The sequence below is a fragment of the Bradyrhizobium sp. 14AA genome, from assembly GCF_054185205.1.
Window position 1 is genome coordinate 210,962 of sequence record NZ_JAVAYM010000014.1, and the last position, 24,173, is coordinate 235,134.

Below are 24,173 nucleotides of genomic sequence, written 5' to 3' on the forward strand. Positions count from 1 at the left end.
GTACGCGGAATCGGCAGCGGACGCTCCGTCGGGCGTGGCGCCCGCGCCAGATTTCCGCCCTTCACGTCGTAGCTACCGGCCAGCTTCAGCGACCGCTGCCTGGTGAACGGATCGGCCCGCTCGGCGAGATCACGCGCCTGCTGCGCCAGTTTTCTGTAGAATTCATGCCCCATAACACACTCTTACTGGCCGCCCGGGATCCTTGGGCGTGGCGCCAAGCCGTCGCTCCGGAAGACTGCTGATCCAAATTACTCATGCCAGCCCTCTCAAATCTGAGATATTCCTTTATTTGCGCCGCAAGACCGCTAAATGCCCTGCAGTCACGATGGAAAAACGCGTTCTTTGGTTGCAACAGCAGGAATAGGGCGCCGCATCCGAAAGTCTTTTTGTTAGCCCATCGAAGCAGCGCGGCGCAGCAAGAGCTGCTTTCGTCGACACATGCCGGGCATTTTGTTTTGAACCGATCGCATCTGCCGATGAGGTCTCAATCAGTTCGGAGAATATCGTGTTTCGTGGACGGTGACTTGGGCGAGCAGGAGGCTGAACTAGACCCGCCAAAGCTTCGAGGCAGTTGCGCGCTTGCAAAAAAATCGATGCGTCTCGGAGTGAGGATCGACTGGCCTGAACGCTCAAGGCGCTCTTTGAAGCGCAGCTGCCACGGACCGGCAATTGGTCTGCCCGGAAGAGGGAGAATTCCGCTGTACTTCGGCCAGATGCGTGCGCGCGGTCGCAGCTTCGCTGGATCCTATCGGAAAATTCAAATGTGGCCGGGACCTGCGTTGCCGGTGACCAATGCCGGGACATCATCCGCCTGGAAGGGACGATGAATAGCCGCCTTCGGAAGAGCGCCAAAAGATCTAATGACGCTTTCATCCAGCCGGAATCCATTGATCCGCGGCGTGGGCCTCGCGATGTTGCCCGCACACATGCGTCTAAGCATGGCTAGGCAGAGGTCTTGCATTTCTCGATTTACGCCTCCCAGCGCGCCAAAGACATGCCCACTCTCGGCCTTGATCGGGGTTTCAATGTTGTCGAAGTAGTTGCCCTCAATCAGGCCTTGAACAGATGGTCCAGCATCCAGGGCGTGGAAGAAACCATTGCGCTGCAGCAGCTCGGCGTTGTGAAAGTAGTTGTTCACCAGGTGAATGACCGACCGTAGACCGTCAATGTGCGGAGCCCGTCCGGAGACCTCATGGAAGTAGTTGTTGGCAACCGTAATCGACTGAGGACTGCCAAGAAAAAGGAGGTTCCAGTAATGTGCTCCGTTGCAATAAGAGGAGTAGTTATCCCTGCCATCAAAATCGTTCCACGAGACCGTGATATTCGTCGTCTCCCCAAGGCCGCCGGCAATCATCTGGCGCCCGATGTTATGAAAACGGTTATGATCGATCCAGACCCGGTTCGCTCGCGAAATCGCAATCGCATCGCCCGCGAAGACAATGCCGGGATTGATGTCAACGATGGTCAGGTTGCGGACAATGACGTTGCTCACACCATTCAGTCGCAGTCCCTTGCCCCTGATTATAGCGCTTGATCCGACGCCAATCACGGTCTTGTTTGATCCGACCTCCAAGGGATGTTTGCCCGCTTTATCGAAGCTGACTTCCATTTTGAGCTTGCCGTCGCAGTGCGTGTCGAGCCCATCCAAGAGGAGAAGCGATTCACCCTTGTAGGGCGTCTGACAGGTGTTGCTGTATTGGCAACCCGGACCCTCGCCACGCCCTTCCGCTCCTGTGAAGTCTATGGTCCCGACAATCTGGACAACGCGCGGACTATCGTCCTTGCAGATTCCGGAGCTATACGAACGACACAATTGATAAGTCAGATCTTTGAGTGAGTTGACCTGAACAACTTCGCCTCCCAGGCCGCCCGTGGTTCCAGCACCAAATCCCTGTGCGCTGTCCCATCTCGGATTGCTCGCTGCGATAGCACCGGAGATCCCAACAATGCCGGCGAGTCCAGCGAGCATCCCCAATAACTGTTTCAGCTGGCACACCGCTTGCCTCGTATACATCGAATCTCCATCGGCAATTGAAAGAAACGTTGAAACGACCCATCGTCTGATCCAACGGCCAGCCACGCGGATCGAGTCTTTGTGGCATTGTTTGCATCCCGGCTCGACGGTGCCGATCCTGTGATCCATCTAAATGCACCAGCCTAGCATGTCACAAGAAAAATCTGGAACGTAGCGCACACGTTCCGTGGTCTGGCGGTGGATGGCCCATTCCCATAAGATTCAAGTCTGCCAATGATTGAGCGGCCCGCCCGGTCCGCAGAGGTCTGCTGATCAATTGGATCGCTGCCAACGTCAGTCGCAACGAACTTCAACATCACCTGGATAAGCCGATCCAGTGAGTCTCGTGATGTGATCTACACAGGACGGATGAGTACAGGAGAGAGCGGTCGAAGTCATCGCCTTCCGTATTTTGTCGTACCAGGGTTGTCGGATTGAAGACATTCGCTGCGTGGCACTCAAGAACGACAGACAAAGAATCCCGCAAATCCGCACCAAACACACGGTCTTCTACAACTATTCAAGCGCGTTGGGAGCGGCACGCGAGTTGCTGAGGTGAGCAACGCGGCTGCTAGATCGCAGCGCGCGATTCAGTGTCGTTTTTAAGGAGCAAAGACAGTGGCGACTGGAAGCGTGAGATGGTTCAACCCGACTAAAGGCTACGGCTACATCGTGCCGGACGATGGCGGCCGTGACGTGTTTGTTCATATCTCTGCGGTGCAGAGGGCTGGCTTGGTCCTACTCCCACAAGGAGACAAGATCAGCTATGAACCAAAGATCGGTCGCTCGGGGAAAATATCAGCCGAAAACCTGCGCCTCATCTAGCTTCTGCTTTGGCAAGCGGGGGCTGAGGTCAGGGGCATATTGGCGTGCGCCTTGTGCTTTCATGACTTGGTTTCACTTTTCCAAAGTAAGTTTCTGGCGACGCTTATCCCATAGGGATATCGATCATCGTTTTCGAACGAAGGGCCGGCTCCCAGCCGGCGTCAATACAGTTGCCAGTTGGGAAGCTTCGCCAGCAGATATCGCTCGACGGCTTTATTCTTTGTCCGGCCGCGCTTGAGGCGCAGGCGAAGCCGGGTCAGCATGTCGGGTTGGCGATGGCAATGTCGCGGGACTACCCGGAGCAGAGTGTACCAGCGTGGGCGCCGAGAATTACCAAGCATGCATATCGATAACGCGGCGTCACTGACGTTGATGGCCGGGACAAGCCCGGCCATCGACGTGCGCCAATCAGTCTGACTTCGGCGCCGGAACGCCGGCAGGCAGCGCCGCAGCTTGCGGCGGCCGGCCGACAATGACGGTGAGGAGGCCCTGGCCCCACAGTCGCTTGGCAGCCGCCTTGGCGTCGTCCAGCGTGACCGCATCGACAATGGCGTTGTGCTTCTCGATATAATCGATCGGCAGCTGATCATGTTGATCTTGCAGCAGCGAATAGGCCAGCTTGGAGGAGGTGTCGAGCGCCAGCATCTGCGAGCCCTTGAGGTACGACTTGGCCTCGTCGAGCTCTTTCTGCGTCGGGCCCGCCTCGGCGATGCGGCGTACCTCCTTCTCGACGACGTCGATGGTGTCGCCGGCGCGGTCGGCGCGGGTGCCGGTGTTGCCGATGAACAGCGCCGAATGCTGCATCCAGTGCAGCGAGTCGAACGCCGAATAGGCGAGGCCCCGCTTCTCGCGGACCTCGCGATAGAGCCGTGAGGACATCCCGCCGCCGAGGATGTGACTGACGACATAAGCTGCCATGAAGTTCGGGTCGTTGCGCTTCACGCCGGGACCACCGAAGGTGATCACGGTCTGCGGCACGTCGAGCGGCACGAAGGCGCGCTGCGGCGGGTTTGCCGCCGCGATGTCGGGGACCGGTACCAGATTGGCCTTGGCGGGCAGGGCGCCAAAGGTGTGGTCGAGCAGTTTGCCGAGCGTGTCCGGATCGACGTCGCCGACGACGGCGACCTTCAGCGTGTCCTTGGCCAGCACGCGGCCGACATAGTCCTTCATGTCGGCGATCGTGATGGTCGGCACGCTCTCCAGCGTGCCGTTGGTCTGCCGCCCGTAGGGATGATCGCCGAAGGCGACCTCCAGGAACTTGCGGTTTGCCAGCGACGTCGGGTCGGTGGTCTGGTGGCGCAGACCGGCGATCACGTGCGAGCGAACGCGCTCGACATCGGCGGCGTCGAAATGCGGCGAGGTCAGCGCGGACCGCAGCAGGTCGAAGGCCTCATCCTTGTTGTCGCGCAGCATGCGCAGGCTGCCACGGAAGGTGTCGCGGCTGGCGCTGAAGGAGAGCACGATGGCGCGGCGATCGAGCCGCTCATGGAACGTCTTGGAATCGAGATGGCCGGAGCCCTCGTCGAGGAGGTCGCCGACGAGATTGGCGACGCCGGGCTTGTCCCTGGGATCCTGCGCCGAGCCGCCGGCGAAGGAATATTCCATCGCGATCAGCGGCACGGTTGCGTCCTGGACGAACCAGGCCTCGATGCCGCCCGGCGAGATCAGGCGCTGAATCTTTGCGGCGGCCTCGGAGGGGAAGGTCTGAGTCAAAGTGAGCGCTGCGCCGGCGGCCAACGACAGAACGATGCGTCGGGAGTGAAGGAAGGGATGGGTCACGAACGTTTCTCCTCGCGCTTGGTGGTAGTCTTTGCGCCAGTCTTGGCTGTGCTGGTGTCCTTGATCAGATAGCCGGTGACCGAGCGCTTCTTATCGAGCCATTTTTGCGCAGCTGCACGGACTTGTACGTCGGTGACGCCGCGAATTCGGTCCGGCCAGCTTCGGATGTCCTTGACGGAGAGCCCGGTGCTCAGCGCGCCGCCATACCAGCCCGCCAGCGCCGCCTGGTCGTCCTGGGCGTAGATCGTTCCTGCAATGAGGTGCGTCTTGACTCGCTCGAGGTCCTCGGCGCGGATCGGGTTCTGCGCGATGTCGGCGATGACGCCGTCGATCACCTGCTCGATGTCTGCAAAGCTGACGCCGGACTTCGGTGAGGCCGAGATCGCAAACTGGGTCGGGTCGAGCGAGATGCTGGAATAGCTGGCGCTGGCGGAGACCGCGAGCGGTTTGTCGACGACGAGGGCGCGGTAGAGATAGGAGTTGCTGCCGCTGCCCATCAATTGCGCCAGCACGTCGAGTGCCGCACTCTCGCCGGCCGCGGCCGTCGTTGCCGAGGGCACGAGGTAATAGCGTTGCACGCTGGGTTGCTCGACGCGCGGGTCGGACAGCGTGACGGTGCGCGGTGCGGCCGGGTCCGGCTCCTGCGGGCGGATACGCCGCGTCGGGATCGCAGGCTGGGCCGGGATCGAGCCGAAATTGCGTTCGACCAGCGGACGTATGTCGGCGGCCTCGACGTCGCCCGCGATCACCAGGATCGCGTTGTTCGGTGCGTAGAAGCGGCGATAGAAGGCGAGCGCGTCCTCGCGATTGAGCTTTTCGATCTCCTGGTGCCACCCGATGATCGGGCGGCCATAGGGATGGTTGAGATAGAGCGCGGCCATGATCTGCTCGTTGAGCCGCGCGTCGGGGCTGTTGGCGACGCGCATGTTGTACTCTTCGAGCACGACGTCGCGCTCGAGCAGTACGTTTTCGTCCTTGAGGATGAGGCCGTTCATACGGTCGGCCTCGAATTCCATCATGGTCGGCAGTTGCTCGCGCGGGACGCGCTGAAAGTAGCTGGTGTAATCAAGTGAGGTGAAAGCGTTTTCGTTACCGCCGACGCGAAACACGGTCTTGGAAAATTCGCCGATCGGGTGCTTTTCCGTGCCCTTGAACATCAGATGCTCGAGAAAGTGGGCAAGCCCGGATTTGCCGGGCGGCTCGTCGGCGGAGCCGACCTTGTACCAGATCATCTCCGTGACCACGGGCGTGCGATGGTCCGGGATCACCACGACCTGAAGCCCGTTGCTGAGCGTGAAGCTGGCGGGGGGCGCCGACGTGAGCGTCGTCTGGGCAAATGCGCTGCCGGTAGAAAGACTGCAAGTGCTGAGCAGTGCAGCAAGAAGGCAAGCCGCCGATCGGTATGAGGGTGTTGGGATTCGTGTCAACATCCGAACCCAAAGATCCCAGGAGAAAGCACGATAAAGCGCTCGGCATTTGGCTCTATTATAGCCGTCGACATAGTTCGTCAGCTGCTGGATCGGCATAGCTGTTCAAAAGCTCCATTGCGGTTCGTCAGGAATGCGGATGAGTGATGAACAAATTTCATCTCTCGGTGGCTCTATGCTCTCGATCATCCAATCGAGAGTCTTTGCGTTTCGGCAGGACCTTGTCGGTCCAACGCGATGCGCATTCCCCAAAGCATTAGCCATGCCAAAAAGAAAGCTTCGCAAATACAAGGAGCAGCTCGCACAAGCGATGTTGCGTCTCCGACATGGTCGTACATCGGACAATGCCAATCTTCATTCCAACATAGTTCAGGGAAGTGAACGCCTTTCAGACCCACCACCGCCTTCAGAAATAGAGCGCGAGACTGATGGTGCCGCTCGAATTCTGACGCAAGTCAATTGCCCTCACACGGCACCCACTCAGTGTCACAGTACTGGAACGATAATGATTGCTCGTCACCGAAGCGGCCTGGTGAATCCGCATCGTGGTAAGCCGCGCAATCGGACCCTCGTGCTACTGATCCGGTGTTGCATTCACGGATGCGTCGCCCCTCTAGCATCATGTGATGCGCTCACCTTGTTGTTTCGACTAGGCGGAGCTGCGCAGCGTGACTCTTTGAGAGGCGTGACGCGAAGATTGTTCTGGAGCAGCCGTGCGAGCCTGCACCGTAGAAGTCATTGACCAGCAACGGCGCGCTGCTGTCGTATTTGATTACGAATGTCGGTAGTTGACGGCGACGCAGAAGTCAGCGCCCATCACCCGTTGTTGCCAATATCCATTTGCAGCGTATGACTTGGGTCGACCATGCTCGCGGCGTCTTGGCCGAAATCCCTCCAATGCATGCGTGTGGAATGACTGTGAAAGCGCCAATTACGAACTGCAGCTCGCCAGCGAACTGAAGGGCGCCGCGCCAACGTCAATGATGAAATCTGCGGAGCAGCGTTTACTTCGCAAGAATGAACTTGAATCGCATGCTGCGTCAGGTTGTAGGCTTCGTGTCTCGACCGAACCACATCATGCAAACCGCGATCGCAAATCGAAAGCGAACGCCAATGCCAGCCCTGGGAGTGAACGGGTGTCTAAAGCAAGCTCGCCGACAAAGTCGCAAGCTGGAGCGCCAACGCTCTCCGCTCCCGATGATGATCCCTATCTTTGGCTGGAAGAGATAGAGGGCCGGCGCGCGCTAAACTTTGTCGAGCGGCAGAACGACAGGACGTTGCGAGCGTTTGGCGGCGCGACCTTCGAGCGGGATCGCGACGTGCTGGCGTCGATCTACGATCGGCCGGACAATATTCCCTATATCGCGCGGCGTGGTGGCTATCTCTACAATGTCTGGAAGGACGCCAGCAATCGACGAGGCCTCTGGCGACGGACCACGCTAGACGAATTTCGCAAGCCGAACCCGTCCTGGGAAATCTTGCTCGATGTCGACCAGCTCGCGGCAAAGGAAGGTGAGGACTGGCTTCTGAACGCGACGGCTTCACTGCCGGGAGATCATCCGCGAACCATTGTGAGCCTGTCGCGCGGCGGCAGCGATGCCGTCGTCTTGCGAGAATTCGACCTCAATGCGAAAAGCTTTGTGGCCGACGGCTTCACCCTGCCGGAAGCGAAGAGTAGCGCCACATGGGTCGATCCCGATACGCTGCTGTTGTCCAGCGCGCATGGCGACGGCATGGCAACCACATCGGGCTATCCGAGGACAGTGCGGTTGTGGCGCCGCGGCGAACCCGTGGATCGCGCGGCCGTGGTGTTCGAGACGACGCCCGATCGCATGTGGGCCTTTTGCGAAGTCGATCGGACTGGAAAAAGGCCACGCGTCTGGTTCTTCGATCAGCTGGACTTCTTCAATCTTGACGTCTGGCCCGGGACCGAAATCGGCGCGAGCGTGAAGCTCGATCTTCCCTCCGACATCTGGCTCCGGGCGCACCGGGACTGGTTAATCGTCAAATTGCGCTCGGCATGGAGGATTGCCGGCGTCACCCACGCGCCTGACACCGCGCTTGGCATATCGCTGTCGGCCTTTCTCGCCGGCGATCGCAACTTCACGGTCATTTTCGCGCCGCGCCCGCGCCGCGCGCTGCAGGGATTTTTCTGGGCCAGCGGCAAACTCGTGCTTTCCATCCTCGACGAGCTGCGCCCTTCATTCGAGACTTGGACGCCCTCGTCTGCGGGCTGGAGCCATGAGGAGCTGCGCGGCCTTCCCGGCATCGGCGTCGTCGACGTGTGGCCCCTCGATTGCGATCGGTCCGAAAGCAACGGCGACCTGCTTGCCTGTGTCCAGGATCCGCTCACGTCGCCTTCGCTGATGCTGATCGAACGGAGTGTCTCGAGCCCAATCGTGCTGAAGCAGGCGCCAAAGACGTTTAGCCCCGAGGGCCTTGTGGTTACGCAGCACGAGGCTATCTCGATCGATGGTGAGCGGATTCCATATGTGCAGACCGGTCCCGCCGCGGAGAGCGGCAACGCGCCGGTCCATATGAGCGGCTACGGCGGCTTCGGACTTTCCATGAGGCCGTACTACAATTCGGCCCTCGGCAAGCTCTGGTTGGAGCGTGGTGGCACGACCGTACAGGCGAACCTGCGCGGTGGGGGCGAGTTCGGCACACGTTGGCACGACGCCGGACGGCTTGCTGGCAAGAAACTGTCGCATGATGACTTCGCGGCCGTGGCCGCCGATCTGGTGCGTCGCGGCGTGACTGAGCCGAGGCGGATAGCCGCCGAAAGTGGGTCGAACGGCGGCATCCTCATAAGCAACATGCTCACGCGCTATCCGGCGCGGTTCGGCGCATTGTTTTGCACGATTCCTCTGATCGACATGCGTCGCTACACAAAGCTCCTTGCCGGTGCGAGCTGGATCGCGGAATTTGGTGATCCCGACAAGCCTGCGGAGTGGGAATGGCTCAAGACGTATTCCGCCTATCATGCGGCAAGACCGAGTCAAAACTATCCGCCGATCCTGATTGCCACCACGCGGCGCGACGATCGGGTTCATCCGGCGCACGCCCGCAAGATGGTCGCGAAACTGCAGGTGATGGGCTACGAGGCTTATTTGTACGAGGCAGCCGCGGGGGGCCACGGCTATGGCAGGGACAACAAGGAGCGTGCCAGCTTTCAGGTGCTTGGTTTTCGGTTCCTGAGGAGCAAGATCGGCTGGTTGGATGAAGAGGCCTGAGCGAGCTTCACCCTTAACCTACGGCAAGCGCTGATCGCGCGGGGCTGAAATCTTGGGCGCAGACGGGGAGAGGGGTGCCGTCACTGCTCCAGGCTCTGGCGAAGGTGAGAACGCCATGAGAGTGGTAGAGGTATTCTACAGCGATAGTCGAAATGAGCGCGGCAAGGGCATGCTCCGCCGCTTAGGCCTCGATGACCGGGCCGAGGTGGATCGGTCGGGCCGGCCAAAAGCACGGCACGGCCCACGGAACGCCTTCGCGGCATTTTGGCTTAAGGCGTCGCGTCCTGCGTCGACAGCCGAAAAAGAGCGCGAAAGCGGACAGTCCGCATCATTGCTGCGCTTGCGCAGGCGTGCTCCTGATCGGCAAGTTCGGCCGCCAAACCTTCCCGAGAACGTCGGGCGCAACGCCGCCGCGGCCATCACTGCGGCACGTCACAGCTGGTCGCGCTCGACGAGGCTCGATGAGCGGCTTCGAGCAAGTCAACGAATGACTCCGACCGGAGAACAGAATCGATGAGATGGCGCAAGATGGTGTTTCGACCAAAGCTCGGCACCTTCTTTAGCTTCCCCCAAATTCGAGGGATGCCTGCAACCGTGGTCGAGGAAACAAACGATCCGTTCGTCGCAAAATATAAGAAAGCTGGTTTTTCAACCACGACAAAAATGAGTGCGTCTTCGACTCGCGCCGTAGTTCATTCTCAGAGACTATTGGTGCCAACCGGTTCGTTCATAGTGGTGGGTTGATGAGATCGAATGATGTCTTCGACGAACTCCACAACTCCGATCCACCCGGCACGATGCGACATGCGTGCCGTTTTGTTGACCTAATTCACATCGTGTCCTCGTGCTGACACCGGCGATCGTGAAACACTTAAACGATTGTTTGGCGTCGCATTAAACACCCGCCGGCCCGCTCGCATGGACCAAAATGCTACCTGCGTCAATTGGCCGCCAGTTTGATCGAGCTCATCTAGCTCGCCAAGCAAAGCAGGATTCCACCGAACGACTCATAGGGGCGCCGCATCGAATGCGGAATGTGTTTGGTGACCAGGCCGTTGCGTTGGCCAAACAGCGCTCTAGCTTGAGGCCGGATTACAATCGAAAGCTCGCGTAGATCAGCGGGAAGGCAGGTTTCGATTATGTCTTGAGCCAGAACCATCAGCTAAGCGCCAAGTGAAAATCTAGCGACCTCTCAATGGTGTGAACGAAAGCGTCATTGGACTTTCAAAGTAACAGCATATCTACTTTGAGTTGATGGCTGCGGGAGCTTCTGTCTCCGTTGCTGCCGCTGAACCACGTGGTGGAGGATTTGACATGGTGAAGACGAGTGAGGTGTCCGTCGATGATGCCGCAACGGTGACTCAGATGGTCAGTGCTCTGCTTGCCGAACTTGGGGCCGGTCACGTGCAGGCCGGAGTAGATACTCGACTGGTTGCCGACCTGCTGGCCATGAAAGAGCGCATCTCGGGGTTTCTTGCTTTTACGGAGGAACGCCCCGTCGGCCTCATCATGCTATCGGAAAGTGCCGCCCTCTTTGCGCGCGGAACCTACGGCATTATCACTGAGCTCTACGTGGTGCCTGACCAGCGATCATCTGGTGTTGCGATGGCGCTCATCGACGCAGCCGTTACCCTTGGGGCGACAAAAGGCTGGGGCCAACTTGAAGTCGGGGCGCCAAGGCAGCCGATGTGGAGCCGCAGTCCCAACTCAGCATTGTACCTGAAGCTCGGCTTCTCAGAGATTGGCCCGCGTCTCAAATTGCCATTGCACGGCTTAGCTGGTCCACGTGGGCAGGGTAGTCCTGCGGCCCCATCGGGGCTAGATCCTCGGCGGCGACGCACACCGCGGCGCCGTATCCCGAATTCATCCGATGCAAGAGTTGCATAAATTGTGCGTAGCGCATTCGGTGGATTGTGGCGGCTATGTCGTGCCGCCAGGCGAGGTTGATCTCTCACGGGGAAAGGCGGACATGCTCATTGGCGTCTTACACGACCGGATCGAGCATATGCCTAGCTAAGCCCTTCGCGGCTTTTTAATTGAAGCCTGCAAACGTGGAGGGCCCTCAGCCGAGCCATTCTTGCAGGCCAGAACTCCGACGGTGACTTCTATTTCGGACAACTCCATTGCGAATTGGGCCGGCCTGCACGATCAATTGCCATCGGATCGATCCTTGCGCTGGCGAATGCGTATGATGTCCCTATGGCGGCATGACGATGCAATACCGATCTCGCGAAGACAGCCCATACGCCGGTAAATTCCGGCAAAGGGAGTCCCGGGCCGCGATCAAAAGCCTCGGTGGCAGATGATTGCCGAACGTTCGCATTCTATAGACACCTGTTCGACCTCTCCCACGATCAATTATGTTACCACCTTGCGTTCTTCTTCGGGCGTCCGAGTCTTCAAATGAAATGCACACACCCTGAAGACGAGATCAGGACGCGAGTTAACGGTTGCCCTGCGCACAAGCGGGCCCCACAACGTAAGTTATCCAATGTCGCGATAAAGTTAGGCTCGAGACCGGGTTTGGAGTCTGCGTCTTTCTATTCACGATGCAGCATTTGTGCGTGATACCGCGTCTTGCGCAAGAAAGCGTTGAACGATTGAGGCGCGCTGGAGTGAAACCCACGATCTCTTTCATGCAGCCGCCGATTCGCAGGCCAAAGCGCAAGCGGAAAGCTGCATTTGACTGTCCGCGAAAATACCGGCATCTCGCGACAACGGGCTGAACTCGACGGGCCCCCGTGCAAGCCACGACTGGATATCTAAATATCGGATAGCGAGGCATACAGCCCTGCTGTTGGTTCGCTCTCGAACAGCTCCGAACCGTTTTGCGGCGAAGAAGCGCTGAAAGCGGACAGGCGCTCCCAATAACGCTCGTGCAAGGAGATCACTGGAGCTCGACGAGAGCGATCTTGCCAAGATGGCAACTCCCTTTGGCACCGCTCACTCTTTGAATCGCAACTTCGGATCGTTCAGTTTCAAGGAAATATGGGTATCAGGGCCTCGCCGCGCCGGCTTGTTAATGCGCCTTATGGGATAAAACCATGCGCTCAGACAAAGTTGCGCAAGGCTGCGCGCTCGGCTCCGGATGCTCTTGACCATTGCCCTTTATCGCGTCACGAGAAAAACCAACACGGATGAGAATGGCAGGCTCAGGGATGACGAATGTGATTGATCAAGTGAGCAGCTTGGAACCACCCTCTGTCTTGCACAGGTCGTCAAGACGTTTTGCGTCGGTCTTCGCGCTCGTGGCGGTGTCCATCGGCCTGTGCGCCGGAGCAGCCTATTATTGGATCAGTGTCGAAGAGTTTTTCGAGAAGCCGTCGGCTCATGAAGTCGTCCCAACGACAGGCCTGTCACCTGAAGATAGGGAGGCACTTTTGGAGATTCGGTCCGAGCAGCAGAAGGCAAGTGATCAAATTGGAGAGATCAATCGTAACATCGGTGCGCAGCAGGACGATTTGAAACGCATGGCAGATCAGATCGAGGCGCTGACATCGAGAATTGAGTTGTTGCAGAAACCGGCCGTCGCTGCCCCCGTTCTTCTCGCGCCTTCTTCTCCCCCGCCTTCCCATCCCGTTTCGAGCCCGGCCAAGCGAGCCGTCCAACCCGCTAAGCCAGAAGGGCCGGTCTCGGTCGGGGGTAAGCCACTGATCTCCGAACCGAGCACGAACCGGCGTTGATGATCAGGCGACGCCTTTCGCGAAGGGTGTTGTGTTTCGGCGAAACGAAGACTGGCTGCGGGATTCGTCGACGAATGGAGATCGAGGACGGCGTCATCCGATTCCATCTTTTCCGAGAAAAGGGGTGTCGCAGCCTCCACCGAATTCGGTATGAACAACCTGCTCGAAGTCGGCCGGATAGACAACGAAGATCCCGCCTGGCTCAAGCACTGGCAGCCAAAATAAGCCAATCAGGCTACCGCTCACGCGGATGCGTATGCGTCTCAAGTCGGTGACTCGATAGATCGTGGATCACCACGTGCTGTGGTTGATTACGCCGCGCATTCAAGTTCAGGCGAACTCATGCGATGCGGGACGCCTCCTGCACAAAAATGTTGCGCATCCAAATGCTCGCCGGATCAGCGTTGTGAAGAGCAGGCCACTGGACGGATTCGGTGAACGCAAAGTCCGGCAAAGGAGCTTGGATCGTTCGCAAGGGCATCGTGTTCTTGAAATGCTTGAACATCCTCGATGGCATTGTCGCTATGCGATCAGTTCCCAATATCAGGGGTGGGATCAGGCTAAAGCCCGGCACAGCGACTTCGACGCGAATCTTGAGATCATGCTCGAGCAAAAGCCATTCAGCGAACGAAGGTCTGATCGTCGGCCCAAACCTGGCCGTAACCTGTCCAATCGATAAGTATCGCTCCAATGTAAGCGGCTTAGCTAGCTGCTTGTTCTTGGGACAGCCGACGTACACGAATCTTTCGTCAAACAGCGGCATTTTGGGATGCGTGTGCGACATGAACAATTCCGGACAAACCAAGAAGTCAATCTCACTCCGCCGGAGAAGTTGATCGGGGTCCTCTTCGGGTGGCAGCAATTCGAAGGAGACGGCGGGCGCTTCCTGCGCGACGCGGTCCACGACCTTTCGAAGAAACACGGTCATCATGAAATCTGACAGGATGATCCTGAAGCGACGAGTCGACTGCGCCGGCTTAAATCCGTCGGGGGAGATAATGGAGAGTTGGATGTGCGACAGAGCCTCCCGAACCGGGGCAGCAAGCGCTTCGGCTCGCGGCGTGGGCACAAGCTTGCGGCCCATCATCGTAAAGAGCTCATCGCGGAAATAGGCGCGCAACCGGGCCACGGCGGCGCTCATGGCCGGCTGACTCAGGTTGATTCGCCGCGCCGCCGCGGTGAGGTTCGGCTCCGTCATGAGAGCGTCGAACGCGACGAGAAGATTTAGATCAAGGCCGTTGAAACGCATGGTGCGAATTTATCCATCGTGTGGATGTGCTTCATCTAAACAATCGATTTTACCTGCTCACGGGAGTGCGGCAAAATTTTAGATGGAGTGTTAGAGTTAAGACATAGCAGTTCGATGACGAACTGCTGCATACAAAGGGTTGGAAAAGCTATACCAAGGTTTGCCGTGCGCGATCCGGCGAACGCCTGCCGCTTCTATATCAGCTACTTGCTTCCGTAGAGTCGTGGGGCCCTCCGACTTCGCTTTGGGTTTGGCGCGAAACGCGAGCGGGCGACTGCAGCTATCAACTGTAGCTGCAAGCCGGCGAAGGAATCGCGAACCATTCCAGAGTGGAGAATCGTGTTTGAAATCCACATGCAATGGCCGGTGGTTGCAAGGCATGTGAAAAACCGAAAGCCCTGTCTCATCGCGACCGCCGCAGACAGAGCAGTCACGCGCGGCCACTGCAAACCACATAAACGTCGGGCAACTCGGCATGCTATGTGCTCTCCTTCGTCGGTTCAGCCGGTCACGTCCTCGGGGCGAGCGCCCACGAGCTTCTCATAGAGCGCTGGATCAGTCGCGCCCTCGGTATTGATCAGGAAGACACGGGCATTTGAGTCGAGCCCGATGTCCGAACGCAACGCTGGATCACCCGCCACCTTTGCCAATCCAGCGAGACCTACTGCGCCACTTTCGCCGGCGACGATCGCCGGATCCCCGTCGACGGGATAGGCAAGCGCCTTCATCATCGTAACCGCCTCGTCGTCCTCGACGGTCATAAAGGCATCGGCAACGCGCGAGAGAATGCGCCAGGCAACAAGTGATGGCTCGTAGCATTCAAGCATCGCCATGACGGTTGGTCTGTCGTGCGGCACCTTCACGATCTTGCCGGCCTTTGCGCTCTCGAGAAGGCAGGCGGCTCGATCCGGCTCCACCACAGTGAAGAAGGGTCTGTCCTTTCCGAATACAAGGGAAAAATGAGCGGCAGTCGCCGCTGCGATGCCGCCGACACCGGCCTGGACAAACACGTGGGTTGGAGGCTTTGGCAGTGCGCCAAGGGCCTCACGAAGTAATGCTGTATAACCTTGCATAACGAGGTGAGGGATCCGTTCGTAGCCTGGCCAAGATGTGTCGGAGACCACAATCCAGTCCCGTTCGCTGGCGAGTCTAGATGCCGACGCAACGGAATCATCGTAGTTGCCCTGAACACGTTCGATACGGGCGCCATACCTCGCGATAGCTCCGCAGCGTTCGTCACTCACTCCAGCATGAACAAAGATGACGCAGTTTGCGCCGACGAGTTGGGCGCCTTGTGCAACCGATCGGCCGTGATTGCCGTCCGTGGCGCACGTCAGGGTTATTCCGGCGGCGACTGTGGCGACTTCCGGTGAGCGCCACTCAGAAATGTCGACTGGACGGCCCCATCGTTGCGACGCGAGCCCAAGGACAAGCTGTATGACCGCATAGGCTCCCCCCAGTGCTTTGAAGCTGCCGAGACCCAGTCGTTGTCCTTCGTCCTTGATGTGGATGGATCCGACATCCAGACGACGGGCAAGGGCAGGAAGTGAAACCATCGGGGTAGGGGCGGTCCCCTGCCTATGCTGGAGGAAGCGCTCCACTGCCAGGGCCCCCTCGATGCCGAGAGCATCGGCATCTGAGGAATCGAGCGGCAAGCGATAGTCACTGAGCGTATTGCGGAGCAGCATGGCGTTGTGTTGTGTTGACCAAATTCATCGGCATACATACGACAGGGCATTGGCGAGGCCGCTGAGTAGAGCGGTTCATTCCATTCCAGGCGCTTTATGTCAGGCTGCCTTCTCCGACCAATACCGATTACGCAACTCCTGCTTCATGAGCTTGCCCGTCTGTGAACGCGGGACTTCAGGCACAAAATCGATGCTGCGGGGCGCCTTGTAGCCGGCAACACGATTCTTCACGAAGGCGATGATTTCTTCCGCCAAGTTCTCGCTGCCTTCCGTGCCAGGCAGCAATTGCACTATGGCTTTGACCTGTTCGCCCATATCAGGATCGGGGATTCCGATGACGGCTACGTCCGCGATAGCAGGATGCAGCACCAGAACGTTCTCAATCTCTTGAGGATAGATGTTGACCCCGCCTGAGATGATCATGAACGCCTTGCGATCGGTCAAGAAGAGGTAGCCGTCCGCATCGACGTGTCCGATGTCGCCGACAGTGGTCCAGGACAGATGCGCCGGATGTTGCGCGGCCCGCGTCTTTTCCGGCTCGTCATGGTAGACGAACGGCATCCTGTCGCGTTCGAAATAGATGGTACCCGTCTGACCGGCTGGAAGTTCGCTACCTTCCTCATCGCAGATGTGGATCTTCCCGAGCACGGCGCGACCAACGGAGCCGGGCTTCCGGAGCCACTCGTCGGGGCCGATCACGGTCATCCCGTTCATTTCGGTGGCGGAGTAGTACTCCCACAAGGTCGGCCCCCACCACTTCATCATCACTTGCTTGACTTCAACGGGACATGGTGCGGCAGCGTGAATCGCGATCTGCAAACTGCTCACGTCATATCGATTCCGAACTAACTCGGGCAATTTGAGCATCCGCACGAACATGGTCGGCACCCACTGACTGTGGGTCACCTTGTAGTCTTGGATGGCAGCCAAAGCGGCTTCGGCATCGAATTTGTCCATAACGAGTGCGGTGCCACCCAGCGCCTGGACGGTCGCGCAGGTTCGTAGCGGCGCTGCATGATAGAGAGGCGCAGGGGACAGATAGATTGTCCTCTCATCAAAGCCAAAATTCGACGAAAACATCTGCACCATTGTATCGCCAGGGTCGGAAATCTGTCGCTCCGGCAACGCATGTCTGACGCCTTTTGGCCTCCCGGTCGTGCCGGAAGAGTACAGCATGTCGGCGCCGCGCGGTTGAGACGCCGGGATCGTGGCGCGAGCGGTTTCCAGTATCTGCTGGTACGGTTCGTAACCTGACAGATTTCCCTCAGAACAAACGCGGTGCCTTAGTTTTTCGTGGGCGTCGATTTTTGATGCCGTCTCGAATCCACCACGTCCGACGAACAACGCCGCCGCGCCGGAATTTTCGAGCATATAGTCGACTTCACTGGGGCTCAGCCGAGAATTGATCGGCAATAGATATAGGCCCGAGCGCTGAGTGGCCCAGTAGATATCGAAAATCCAAGGGCTGTTGTCAGAGAGTACGCCCACAACGTCGCCGGGCCGCAAGCCGGCGTCGAAGAGCCAGTTTGCAGCCCGTCGCGACCGATCCTCCAATTCGGCGTATGTCACGATCTCACCGGTTGCCGTCATGATGAGGGCAGGGCGGTCCGGATTTGTTAGTGCGTGGGTGCCCGGATACATCAACACATCCCTGAATGTCGCCTTTCCTACAGAGAGGCGAAATTTGGATTTCGAACGGAATTGCCGCGCCGAGCACCCGAGGGCGCCCCCCTCCACGGGGGTACTGGCTGCATCGACGGGCCGGGCGAGCTCTGCAGCTCCCGGCCCTTGAACTGATGACGATTCGAGCCTAGTCAATAACTGACATTGATGTCATATTACTGGGTTCCGAGCTGGTGGTCAAGCGGCCGCGGTGCTATGGGTGGCAAATGCTGGAGACCGATTCTGCGTTGGAGCCGTTAGCCCCTGCCACCGCGAAGGGGGCGGCGATGCGTCAGCGCCTGCTGAACGCCTCGGCACGCGTATTCGCGCGCAAAGGATACGAGGCCACCCGGGTCCAGGACATCGTCAAGATCGCTCGAACGTCTTACGGCAACTTCTACCGGCACTTTCGAAATAAGGACGAGATTCTGCTCGCCGTTTTGCAGCCATTGGTCGACGAGATCTACGTCGCGAGCAAGCGAAGGTCGGGCCGCTCATTGCAGACAACCGAAGCCGAGTTCGTTGAGAATACCATCGCTTATCTCAAGATCTATGCCCGACATCGCAAGCTGTTGCGCGTCATGCGCGAGGCGGCAGCTCGCGGAGAGAAAGCAACATTCCTTTCTCTCTATGTCACCGAACGTAGCCGCTTCGTAAGGCGCACCGCGACTTGGCTGACTCGCCTTCAGGGATTGGGCGAACTAAGCCGTGAACTCGATCCTGAAATGGCTGCTGAAGTGCTCGGCGCCACGATGGAGCAGGTTGCCTATATGAAGTTTGACCTCGCGTCGGAAGATCCAAGCGACGCGGAGATTGCGCACATAGGGACACACTGCGCAAAGGTCTGGTATCGAGGCGTGTTTGGTACCGCCAAAGACGATCCCGCCGCTCCCAACTAGCATCCGTTCTGCCATTGATGCGAGCACGCGTGTCGCAGCCAAGCAGGCGTGACGCTGCTCGTTCATCAAATCTGCCCAGTGATCGCGACCAGCGTTCGAGCGCTGACAATCATCAATAAAAAGCCAGGTGGACGGACTTGGCCCTGCGCTCCATGGAGCCGGCTTGACGAGGTGGCCTAGCAGTAATATGACATCAATATCACTTTTAAGCGCCGGGACAGAAACGCGGAAATTCAGCAGGGAGGAGCCGGTCATTTCGGCGAAAAATGTAATGAAGCCAAGCACTTCATTGTCTTTCCCTTTAGTGCTTAGCGCAGTCGCGCTCGCTGTCCTGGGCTCGTCTTGGCGAAAAATCGACAGGCGCGCGTCGTGATCCTGACTGAAACGCAAGCCGCTATTCGCGACGAAGTGCGCAAGTTCGCGCAGGCGCGCGTTGCGCCCTTCGCTCGCGACTACGAACAAGCCAAGGAATACCCCGCGCGGTTGTTTGAGGAGCTCGCGAGCCTTGGACTTATGGGAATGACAGCGCCCGAAGCGGCCGGAGGAGCCGGCGCCGACTACGTATCCTATGCACTCTCGCTTGTTGAAATCGCCGCGGCCGACGGTGCGCTATCTACCATTTTGAGCATTCAAAACAGTCTGGTCGTTTCAGGCTTACTCAAGGACGGCACGCCGGAGCAGCAAGCAAGATTTCTGCCCTCGCTCATCTCTGGCCGAATGATTGGCGCATTCGCACTGACCGAGGCGGGAGCGGGTTCGGATGCCTCCGCATTGAGGACCCGGGCTGTTCGCGTGGGACATGGTTACAATCTAAACGGAGCGAAGCAGTTTATCTCGTCGGGGCGAACTGCCGGCCTTGCGATCGTGTTCGCCGTAACCGATCCTGCTGCAGGCAAGCGCGGCATCTCGGCTTTTCTGGTCCGCACCGACAGTCCTGGCTACAGCGTCGAGAGAATCGAACGCAAGCTGGGGCAGGCCGCATCCGACACCTGTGCCATTCGGTTCGACAACGTTTTCGTCGAAGATGCAATGCGGCTCGGTCCGGAAGGTGCCGGCTACTCCATCGCGCTCTCCAATCTTGAGGCCGGCCGCATCGGCATTGCGGCGCAATGCGTGGGAATGGCACGCGCCGCTCTCGACGCGGCGGTAAAGTACGCTGGCGAGCGAACGAGTTTCGGGTCGCCAATCATCGCGCATCAGGCCGTCGGGTTTCGTCTTGCGGATCTCGCCGCAAGACTGGAGGCCGCTCATCAGCTCGTGTTGCATGCCGCCGCGATGAAGGATGCAGCTCTTCCATGCCTCAAGGAAGCGTCTATGGCGAAGCTCGTCGCCTCCGAAACGGCCGAGGCGGTGGTTTCGGGTTCGCTGCAGACCTTCGGCGGCTACGGCTATCTGGAAGATTATTCCATCGCGAAGATCTATCGAGATGTGCGCGTCTGTCAGATCTACGAAGGCACATCGGATATCCAGCGAATGGTCATTGCGCGCGACCTCGCGAGGGCCGCGGCAGCGCGCGACTAACAACGAAGTGCACTGAGGAGCCTCCGTGTCAGATCCAGCCGTCATCGCAAGCTACGCAAGTACGCTCATTGGCGGCGGCGAAGCGATGGCGATGGCCATCGAAATTTGAACCTCGAGAAAACGGAAAAGGTGCATGCATATAGAGGGAACAGCCGCAATCGTCACGGGCGGCGCTTCCGGTCTCGGAGGCGCCACGGCCGAGCGACTCGCGGCGGCGGGCGCCAAGGTGACCATCTTGGATCTTAACGCCGAGTTGGGAGAGGCTCACGCCAAGACGATCGGCGGGCAATTCATCAAGGTCGACGTGACCGACGAGGACGGCGTCGAACAGGCGCTCGAGTCAGCAGAGCGCATGCACGGTAAGGGGCGCATCCTGGTCAACTGCGCCGGCCTCGGCCCGCCCGGTAAGGCGATCGGTCGAGACGGCAGTGCGCTTCCGCTGTGCGATTTCGCCAGGACCATCAACATCAATCTGATTGGCAGCTTCAACATGCTGTCGAAGTTTGCCGCCCGCCTTCATACGGCCGAGCCGGACGGTGAGGAACGGGGCATCATCATCAACACTGCCAGCGTTGCTGCGTTCGATGGCCAGATCGGCCAAGCCGCCTATTCAGCATCGAAGGGCGGAATTGTCGGCATGACGCTGCCTCTTGCGCGTGAGTTCGCGCGCTATGGCATTCGGGTGATGACGATTGCGCCAGGCATCTTTCTCACACCACTGCTGATGTCGCTTCCTGAAGAGGCGCAGACGTCGCTGGGCAAGCAGGTGCCCTTTCCGAGCCGGCTCGGTCATCCGTCCGAATTCGCTCAGATGGTCGAGTCCATCGTCACCAATCCAATGCTCAACGGCGAAACCATCCGCCTCGATGGCGCAATCCGAATGGCACCCAAATGAGCGGGGTTGGCGTGGAGCGTACTCAACAGATTGCCGATCGCGTTGAGCGCTTCGTTCGGGATGTCGTGGTCCCGTTCGAGCGTGATCCTCGCCGTGATCATCATGACTGTCCCAAGGACGAATTGGTCATCGAGTTGCGAGAACTGGCGCGGGATGCGGGCGTATTGACGCCACACATCCTGGCCGACGGGTCGCATCTCTCGCAGGCGGAAACCGCAATCGTCCTGGCCAAGACAGGCCTATCGCCACTTGGCCCCCTCGCATGCAATACGGCGGCTCCCGACGAAGGCAATATGTACCTCCTGGGCAAAATTGGCTCGCCGGAGATCAAGGAGCGCTTTCTAAAACCGCTCATTGAGGGTCGCGCGCGGTCCGCCTTTTTCATGACCGAGCCGGCCGAAGAGGGGGGAGCAGGGTCCGACCCATCGATGATGACCACGACCTGCCGTCCGGATGGCAACCAGTGGGTTGTGAACGGGCGCAAGGCGTTCATCACAGGTGCTCGCGGAGCCAAGGTCGGCATCGTGATGGCAAAGGCCGAGGAGGGCGCCTGCATGTTCCTGGTCGATTTGCCTGATCCAGCAATCACCATCGACCATGTGCCCAACACGATCGACAGTTCCATGCCGGGCGGTCATGCCGTCCTGACCATCCGGAATCTGCGCATCCCGGCCGATCAAATGCTCGGACACCCGGGTGAGGGCTTCAAATATGCGCAGATCCGCCTTTCGCCGGCCAGGTTGTCGCACTGCATGCGCTGGCTGGGCGCCTGCATTCGCGCGAACGAGATCGCGACCGGGTACGCCAACCGCCGGCAGGCGTTCGGCAAGACGCTCATCGATCACGAGGGAGTTGGCTTCATGCTTGCCGACAACCAGATCGACCTCAAACAGGCTGAGTTGATGATCTCCTGGTGTGCGAGCATCCTGGACACGGGATCGCTCGGAACAAACGAGAGTTCGATGGCAAAAGTGGCCGTGAGCGAGGCGCTCATGCGGGTCGCGGATCGTTGCGTTCAGGTGATGGGCGGGACGGGTGTCACCAACGAAACGATCGTCGAGCAGGTATTCCGCGAGGTTCGTGCATTTCGGATCTACGACGGTCCCACCGAGGTGCACAAATGGTCCCTCGCCAAGAAGATCAAGCGCGACTGGCAGAAGGCGAACCCATGAGCGCTCTCGACGATGCCGCCAACTTCGGATTGGCAGAGCCATCCGATGCCTATCGCCTCGACGAGGACTCCTTGTCGCGCTGGATGGCGGCTAATGTCGACGGGTTTCGAGGACCTCTCAACGTCTCGAAATTCAAGGGAGGTCAGTCGAACCCGACTTACCGTCTTCAATCCGCAGACGGCGTCTACGTGCTCCGGCGCAAACCCCCGGGTCCATTGGTGTCCGGAGCGCACGCCGTCGATCGCGAGGCGCGCGTACAGCGCGCGTTGTCGCAGGTCGGGTTTCCTGTGGCACGCATTTACGGCTATTGCGCCGACACGTCCGTCATTGGAAGCGAATTCTATGTGATGCAGCTCGTGGAGGGCCGAATCTTCTGGGACGCCACCTTCCCGGAAGTGGGCCGAGAAGCGCGCCCATTCTACTTCCACGCCATGTGCGACGCCATCGCGCAACTCCACTCCGTTGCCCCGGCGTCGATCGGCTTGGGCGACTATGGAAAGCCAGGCAGTTACTTTGCGCGGCAGATCAGCCGGTGGTCGCGACAGTATCAGGAAGATCCGGAAGCCGGGCGCGACGCAAACATGGATCGTCTCGTCAAGGAGCTTCCGGGAATGGTCCCGTCGGGTGACGAGGCCTCCATCGTCCATGGCGACTTTCGCTGCGACAATCTGATCTTTCATCCAAGTGAGCCGCGGGTGATCGCGGTGCTTGACTGGGAGCTCTCGACTCTCGGACATCCGCTTGCGGACTTCGCATACCACGCGATCATGTATCGTATGCCTCCTCATATCGTCGCCGGTCTTGCTGGAGCGGATCTGGCCGCGCTCAACATCCCCGGAGAAGCGGAATACATCGACAGGTACTGCCGCGCGACCGGCCGAGAAGCGATTTCAGACTGGCACTTCTACGTCGCATTCAACTTCTTCAGGCTTGCGGCAATCATGCACGGCATTGCGGGCCGGGCGCTGCGCGGTACGGCCTCATCGACCCAGGCTATCGAGCGGGGGAAGACCTTTCCGGAGCTGGCGGCGCTCGCTGCTCGCGCATTGGAGAATCTAACATGAGCGCTCCGGTCGAGTTTTCCTGCGCCGAAAAGATCGTCAAGTTGACGTTGTCGCGCCCGAACCACGGCAACACGATTGACCCGGCGATGGCGCTCGCCCTTTTGCAGGCCGCCGAACGCTGCGACGACGATGCGGATATCCGATGCGTCATTCTGACGGGGCGAGGAAAGCTGTTTTGCGGCGGCGGAGACGTCGGTGCCTTCGCCGCAGCCGGCGCCGACGCGCCGGCCTTCCTGCGGGATCTAGCCGGAACCTTGCATGCCGCGATCGTGCGCCTGATGCGCATGCGAAAGCCATTGATTACGCTCGTGAACGGGCCCGCAGCCGGAGCCGGCATGAGCTTGGCCATGATCGGCGATTTCGCGTTGGCGGCACGCTCAGCGCATTTTAGCGCTGCCTATACCGCGTCGGGTCTCAGCCCGGACGGAGGAATGAGCTGGCTGCTACCGCGGGTCGTTGGCCTTCGGCGAGCTCAGGAGATCATTTTGTCCAACCGTCGCGTGTCGAGCGACGAGGCAGAGCGGATTGGTCTCGTTACGCGGACCGTCGAAGACGAGAAATTGGCCGCCACGGGCGCCGAAATCGCTGCAAAACTCGTCGCAGAACCGATAGCCGCGCTTGGAGCCGCGCGCGGTCTGTTGCTCGAAAGCTACAATAGCACGTTGGAGGCGCACCTCGATCGGGAGATGCGAAGCATCGCCGAGTTGGGCGGCTCCGACGAGTCGCGCCGTCGTGTTGCGGCATTCGCCGCTCGTCGCAATTCAAACGGATGAAAGGATCAGGCGATGGCAGAAGCTTATCTCGTTGAGGTGGTACGGACAGCTGGTGGCAGGCGTAACGGCAAACTTGCCGGCTGGCATCCGGCCAACATGGCTGCCGAAACACTTAACGCGGTCGTCGATCGGTCGGGGATCGACCCGGCCGCCGTCGAGGATGTGATCCTGGGTTGCGTGACACAGGCCGGCGAGCAGGCGTTCGCCTTCGGGCGGAATGCGGTGCTTGCCTCCAAGCTCCCGGAATCCGTTCCGGCCGTGACGATCGATCGGCAATGCGGCAGCTCGC

At 59.2% G+C, this 24,173-nt stretch carries 17 protein-coding genes; 11 read left to right on the forward strand and 6 right to left on the reverse strand.

The window, feature by feature from the left end; genetic code table 11:
- Nucleotides 1-757: 757 nt before the first annotated feature.
- Nucleotides 758-2,143: a pectate lyase family protein gene (locus RAD15_RS24910; RefSeq protein ID WP_458180825.1), complete on the reverse strand. Its 1,386-nt coding sequence runs from the start codon at nucleotides 2,141-2,143 to the stop codon at nucleotides 758-760.
- A 489-nt stretch (nucleotides 2,144-2,632) separates the two neighbouring features.
- On the opposite strand from RAD15_RS24910, the gene RAD15_RS24915 reads away from it, so the two are divergent.
- Nucleotides 2,633-2,839 carry a cold-shock protein gene (locus RAD15_RS24915; RefSeq protein WP_426411886.1) on the forward strand — a complete coding sequence of 69 codons (207 nt, stop codon included), beginning with the start codon at nucleotides 2,633-2,635 and terminating at the stop codon, nucleotides 2,837-2,839.
- A 408-nt stretch (nucleotides 2,840-3,247) separates the two neighbouring features.
- On the opposite strand, the gene RAD15_RS24920 is transcribed toward RAD15_RS24915, so the two are convergent.
- Both RAD15_RS24920 and RAD15_RS24925 read right to left on the reverse strand, forming a co-directional pair.
- A complete protein-coding gene (locus RAD15_RS24920) occupies nucleotides 3,248-4,618 on the reverse strand; it encodes a M16 family metallopeptidase (RefSeq protein ID WP_458180826.1) in 1,371 nt (456 codons plus the stop codon).
- Nucleotides 4,615-6,048 carry a M16 family metallopeptidase gene (locus RAD15_RS24925; protein WP_458180827.1) on the reverse strand — a complete coding sequence of 478 codons (1,434 nt, stop codon included), beginning with the start codon at nucleotides 6,046-6,048 and terminating at the stop codon, nucleotides 4,615-4,617. Before RAD15_RS24925 ends, RAD15_RS24920 begins: the two co-directional genes overlap by 4 nt.
- A 902-nt stretch (nucleotides 6,049-6,950) precedes the next feature.
- On the opposite strand from RAD15_RS24925, the gene RAD15_RS24930 reads away from it, so the two are divergent.
- The 3 genes from RAD15_RS24930 to RAD15_RS24940 all read left to right on the forward strand — a co-directional run bounded on the left by RAD15_RS24930 (nucleotide 6,951) and on the right by RAD15_RS24940 (nucleotide 12,961).
- On the forward strand, nucleotides 6,951-9,278 hold the full coding sequence (locus RAD15_RS24930) for a prolyl oligopeptidase family serine peptidase (protein WP_458180828.1): 2,328 nt from the start codon (nucleotides 6,951-6,953) through the stop codon (nucleotides 9,276-9,278).
- Nucleotides 9,279-10,592: 1,314 nt separating this feature from the next.
- Nucleotides 10,593-11,165: a GNAT family N-acetyltransferase gene (locus RAD15_RS24935; RefSeq protein ID WP_027544434.1), complete on the forward strand. Its 573-nt coding sequence runs from the start codon at nucleotides 10,593-10,595 to the stop codon at nucleotides 11,163-11,165.
- A 1,271-nt stretch (nucleotides 11,166-12,436) separates the two neighbouring features.
- Nucleotides 12,437-12,961, forward strand: coding sequence for a hypothetical protein (locus RAD15_RS24940; protein WP_458180829.1), 525 nt, complete (start codon nucleotides 12,437-12,439; stop codon nucleotides 12,959-12,961).
- Between the two features lie 340 nt (nucleotides 12,962-13,301).
- Here the strand turns inward: RAD15_RS24940 and RAD15_RS24945 are convergent, their stop codons facing one another.
- The 3 genes from RAD15_RS24945 to RAD15_RS24955 form a co-directional block, all read right to left on the reverse strand.
- The gene (locus RAD15_RS24945) at nucleotides 13,302-14,210 is read right to left on the reverse strand and encodes a LysR family transcriptional regulator (RefSeq protein WP_049823368.1); all 909 of its coding nucleotides are present in this window, start codon (nucleotides 14,208-14,210) and stop codon (nucleotides 13,302-13,304) included.
- 500 nt (nucleotides 14,211-14,710) lie between these two features.
- The gene (locus RAD15_RS24950; protein WP_458180830.1) at nucleotides 14,711-15,898 is read right to left on the reverse strand and encodes a diaminopropionate ammonia-lyase; all 1,188 of its coding nucleotides are present in this window, start codon (nucleotides 15,896-15,898) and stop codon (nucleotides 14,711-14,713) included.
- Between the two features lie 99 nt (nucleotides 15,899-15,997).
- Complete coding sequence (locus RAD15_RS24955; RefSeq protein ID WP_458180831.1) at nucleotides 15,998-17,539, reverse strand: acyl-CoA synthetase; 1,542 nt, start codon at nucleotides 17,537-17,539, stop codon at nucleotides 15,998-16,000.
- Between the two features lie 248 nt (nucleotides 17,540-17,787).
- On the opposite strand from RAD15_RS24955, the gene RAD15_RS24960 reads away from it, so the two are divergent.
- The 7 genes from RAD15_RS24960 to RAD15_RS24990 all read left to right on the forward strand — a co-directional run.
- The gene (locus tag RAD15_RS24960) at nucleotides 17,788-18,459 is read left to right on the forward strand and encodes a TetR/AcrR family transcriptional regulator (RefSeq protein WP_375865986.1); all 672 of its coding nucleotides are present in this window, start codon (nucleotides 17,788-17,790) and stop codon (nucleotides 18,457-18,459) included.
- 369 nt (nucleotides 18,460-18,828) lie between these two features.
- Nucleotides 18,829-19,980, forward strand: coding sequence for an acyl-CoA dehydrogenase family protein (locus RAD15_RS24965; protein ID WP_198033740.1), 1,152 nt, complete (start codon nucleotides 18,829-18,831; stop codon nucleotides 19,978-19,980).
- Between the two features lie 133 nt (nucleotides 19,981-20,113).
- Nucleotides 20,114-20,875, forward strand: a complete 762-nt coding sequence (locus RAD15_RS24970) for a 3-hydroxyacyl-CoA dehydrogenase (protein WP_234684966.1) — start codon at nucleotides 20,114-20,116, stop codon at nucleotides 20,873-20,875.
- Nucleotides 20,872-22,047 (forward strand): acyl-CoA dehydrogenase family protein, encoded by a 1,176-nt coding sequence (locus RAD15_RS24975; RefSeq protein WP_234684967.1) that lies wholly within the window; start codon nucleotides 20,872-20,874, stop codon nucleotides 22,045-22,047. Before RAD15_RS24970 ends, RAD15_RS24975 begins: the two co-directional genes overlap by 4 nt.
- Nucleotides 22,044-23,111: a phosphotransferase gene (locus RAD15_RS24980; RefSeq protein ID WP_426411896.1), complete on the forward strand. Its 1,068-nt coding sequence runs from the start codon at nucleotides 22,044-22,046 to the stop codon at nucleotides 23,109-23,111. The genes RAD15_RS24975 and RAD15_RS24980 overlap by 4 nt, the downstream gene beginning before the upstream one ends.
- Nucleotides 23,108-23,884, forward strand: a complete 777-nt coding sequence (locus tag RAD15_RS24985) for an enoyl-CoA hydratase/isomerase family protein (RefSeq protein WP_458180832.1) — start codon at nucleotides 23,108-23,110, stop codon at nucleotides 23,882-23,884. The genes RAD15_RS24980 and RAD15_RS24985 overlap by 4 nt, the downstream gene beginning before the upstream one ends.
- A gap of 12 nt (nucleotides 23,885-23,896) precedes the next feature.
- A partial coding sequence (locus RAD15_RS24990; protein ID WP_458180833.1) for a thiolase family protein occupies nucleotides 23,897-24,173 on the forward strand: 277 nt, incomplete at its 3' end.

What these genes read in the sequence shown, in the direction of transcription:
- RAD15_RS24910 (WP_458180825.1), bottom strand. Translation starts at nt 2,143, where the DNA reads ATGGATCACAGGATCGGCACCGTCGAGCCGGGATGCAAACAATGCCAC.
- RAD15_RS24925 (WP_458180827.1), bottom strand. Translation starts at nt 6,048, where the DNA reads ATGTTGACACGAATCCCAACACCCTCATACCGATCGGCGGCTTGCCTT.
- RAD15_RS24935 (WP_027544434.1), top strand. Translation starts at nt 10,593, where the DNA reads ATGGTGAAGACGAGTGAGGTGTCCGTCGATGATGCCGCAACGGTGACT.
- RAD15_RS24940 (WP_458180829.1), top strand. Translation starts at nt 12,437, where the DNA reads ATGACGAATGTGATTGATCAAGTGAGCAGCTTGGAACCACCCTCTGTC.
- RAD15_RS24945 (WP_049823368.1), bottom strand. Translation starts at nt 14,210, where the DNA reads ATGCGTTTCAACGGCCTTGATCTAAATCTTCTCGTCGCGTTCGACGCT.
- RAD15_RS24950 (WP_458180830.1), bottom strand. Translation starts at nt 15,898, where the DNA reads ATGCTGCTCCGCAATACGCTCAGTGACTATCGCTTGCCGCTCGATTCC.
- RAD15_RS24955 (WP_458180831.1), bottom strand. Translation starts at nt 17,539, where the DNA reads ATGTATCCGGGCACCCACGCACTAACAAATCCGGACCGCCCTGCCCTC.
- RAD15_RS24960 (WP_375865986.1), top strand. Translation starts at nt 17,788, where the DNA reads ATGCTGGAGACCGATTCTGCGTTGGAGCCGTTAGCCCCTGCCACCGCG.
- RAD15_RS24970 (WP_234684966.1), top strand. Translation starts at nt 20,114, where the DNA reads ATGCATATAGAGGGAACAGCCGCAATCGTCACGGGCGGCGCTTCCGGT.
- RAD15_RS24975 (WP_234684967.1), top strand. Translation starts at nt 20,872, where the DNA reads ATGAGCGGGGTTGGCGTGGAGCGTACTCAACAGATTGCCGATCGCGTT.
- RAD15_RS24980 (WP_426411896.1), top strand. Translation starts at nt 22,044, where the DNA reads ATGAGCGCTCTCGACGATGCCGCCAACTTCGGATTGGCAGAGCCATCC.
- RAD15_RS24985 (WP_458180832.1), top strand. Translation starts at nt 23,108, where the DNA reads ATGAGCGCTCCGGTCGAGTTTTCCTGCGCCGAAAAGATCGTCAAGTTG.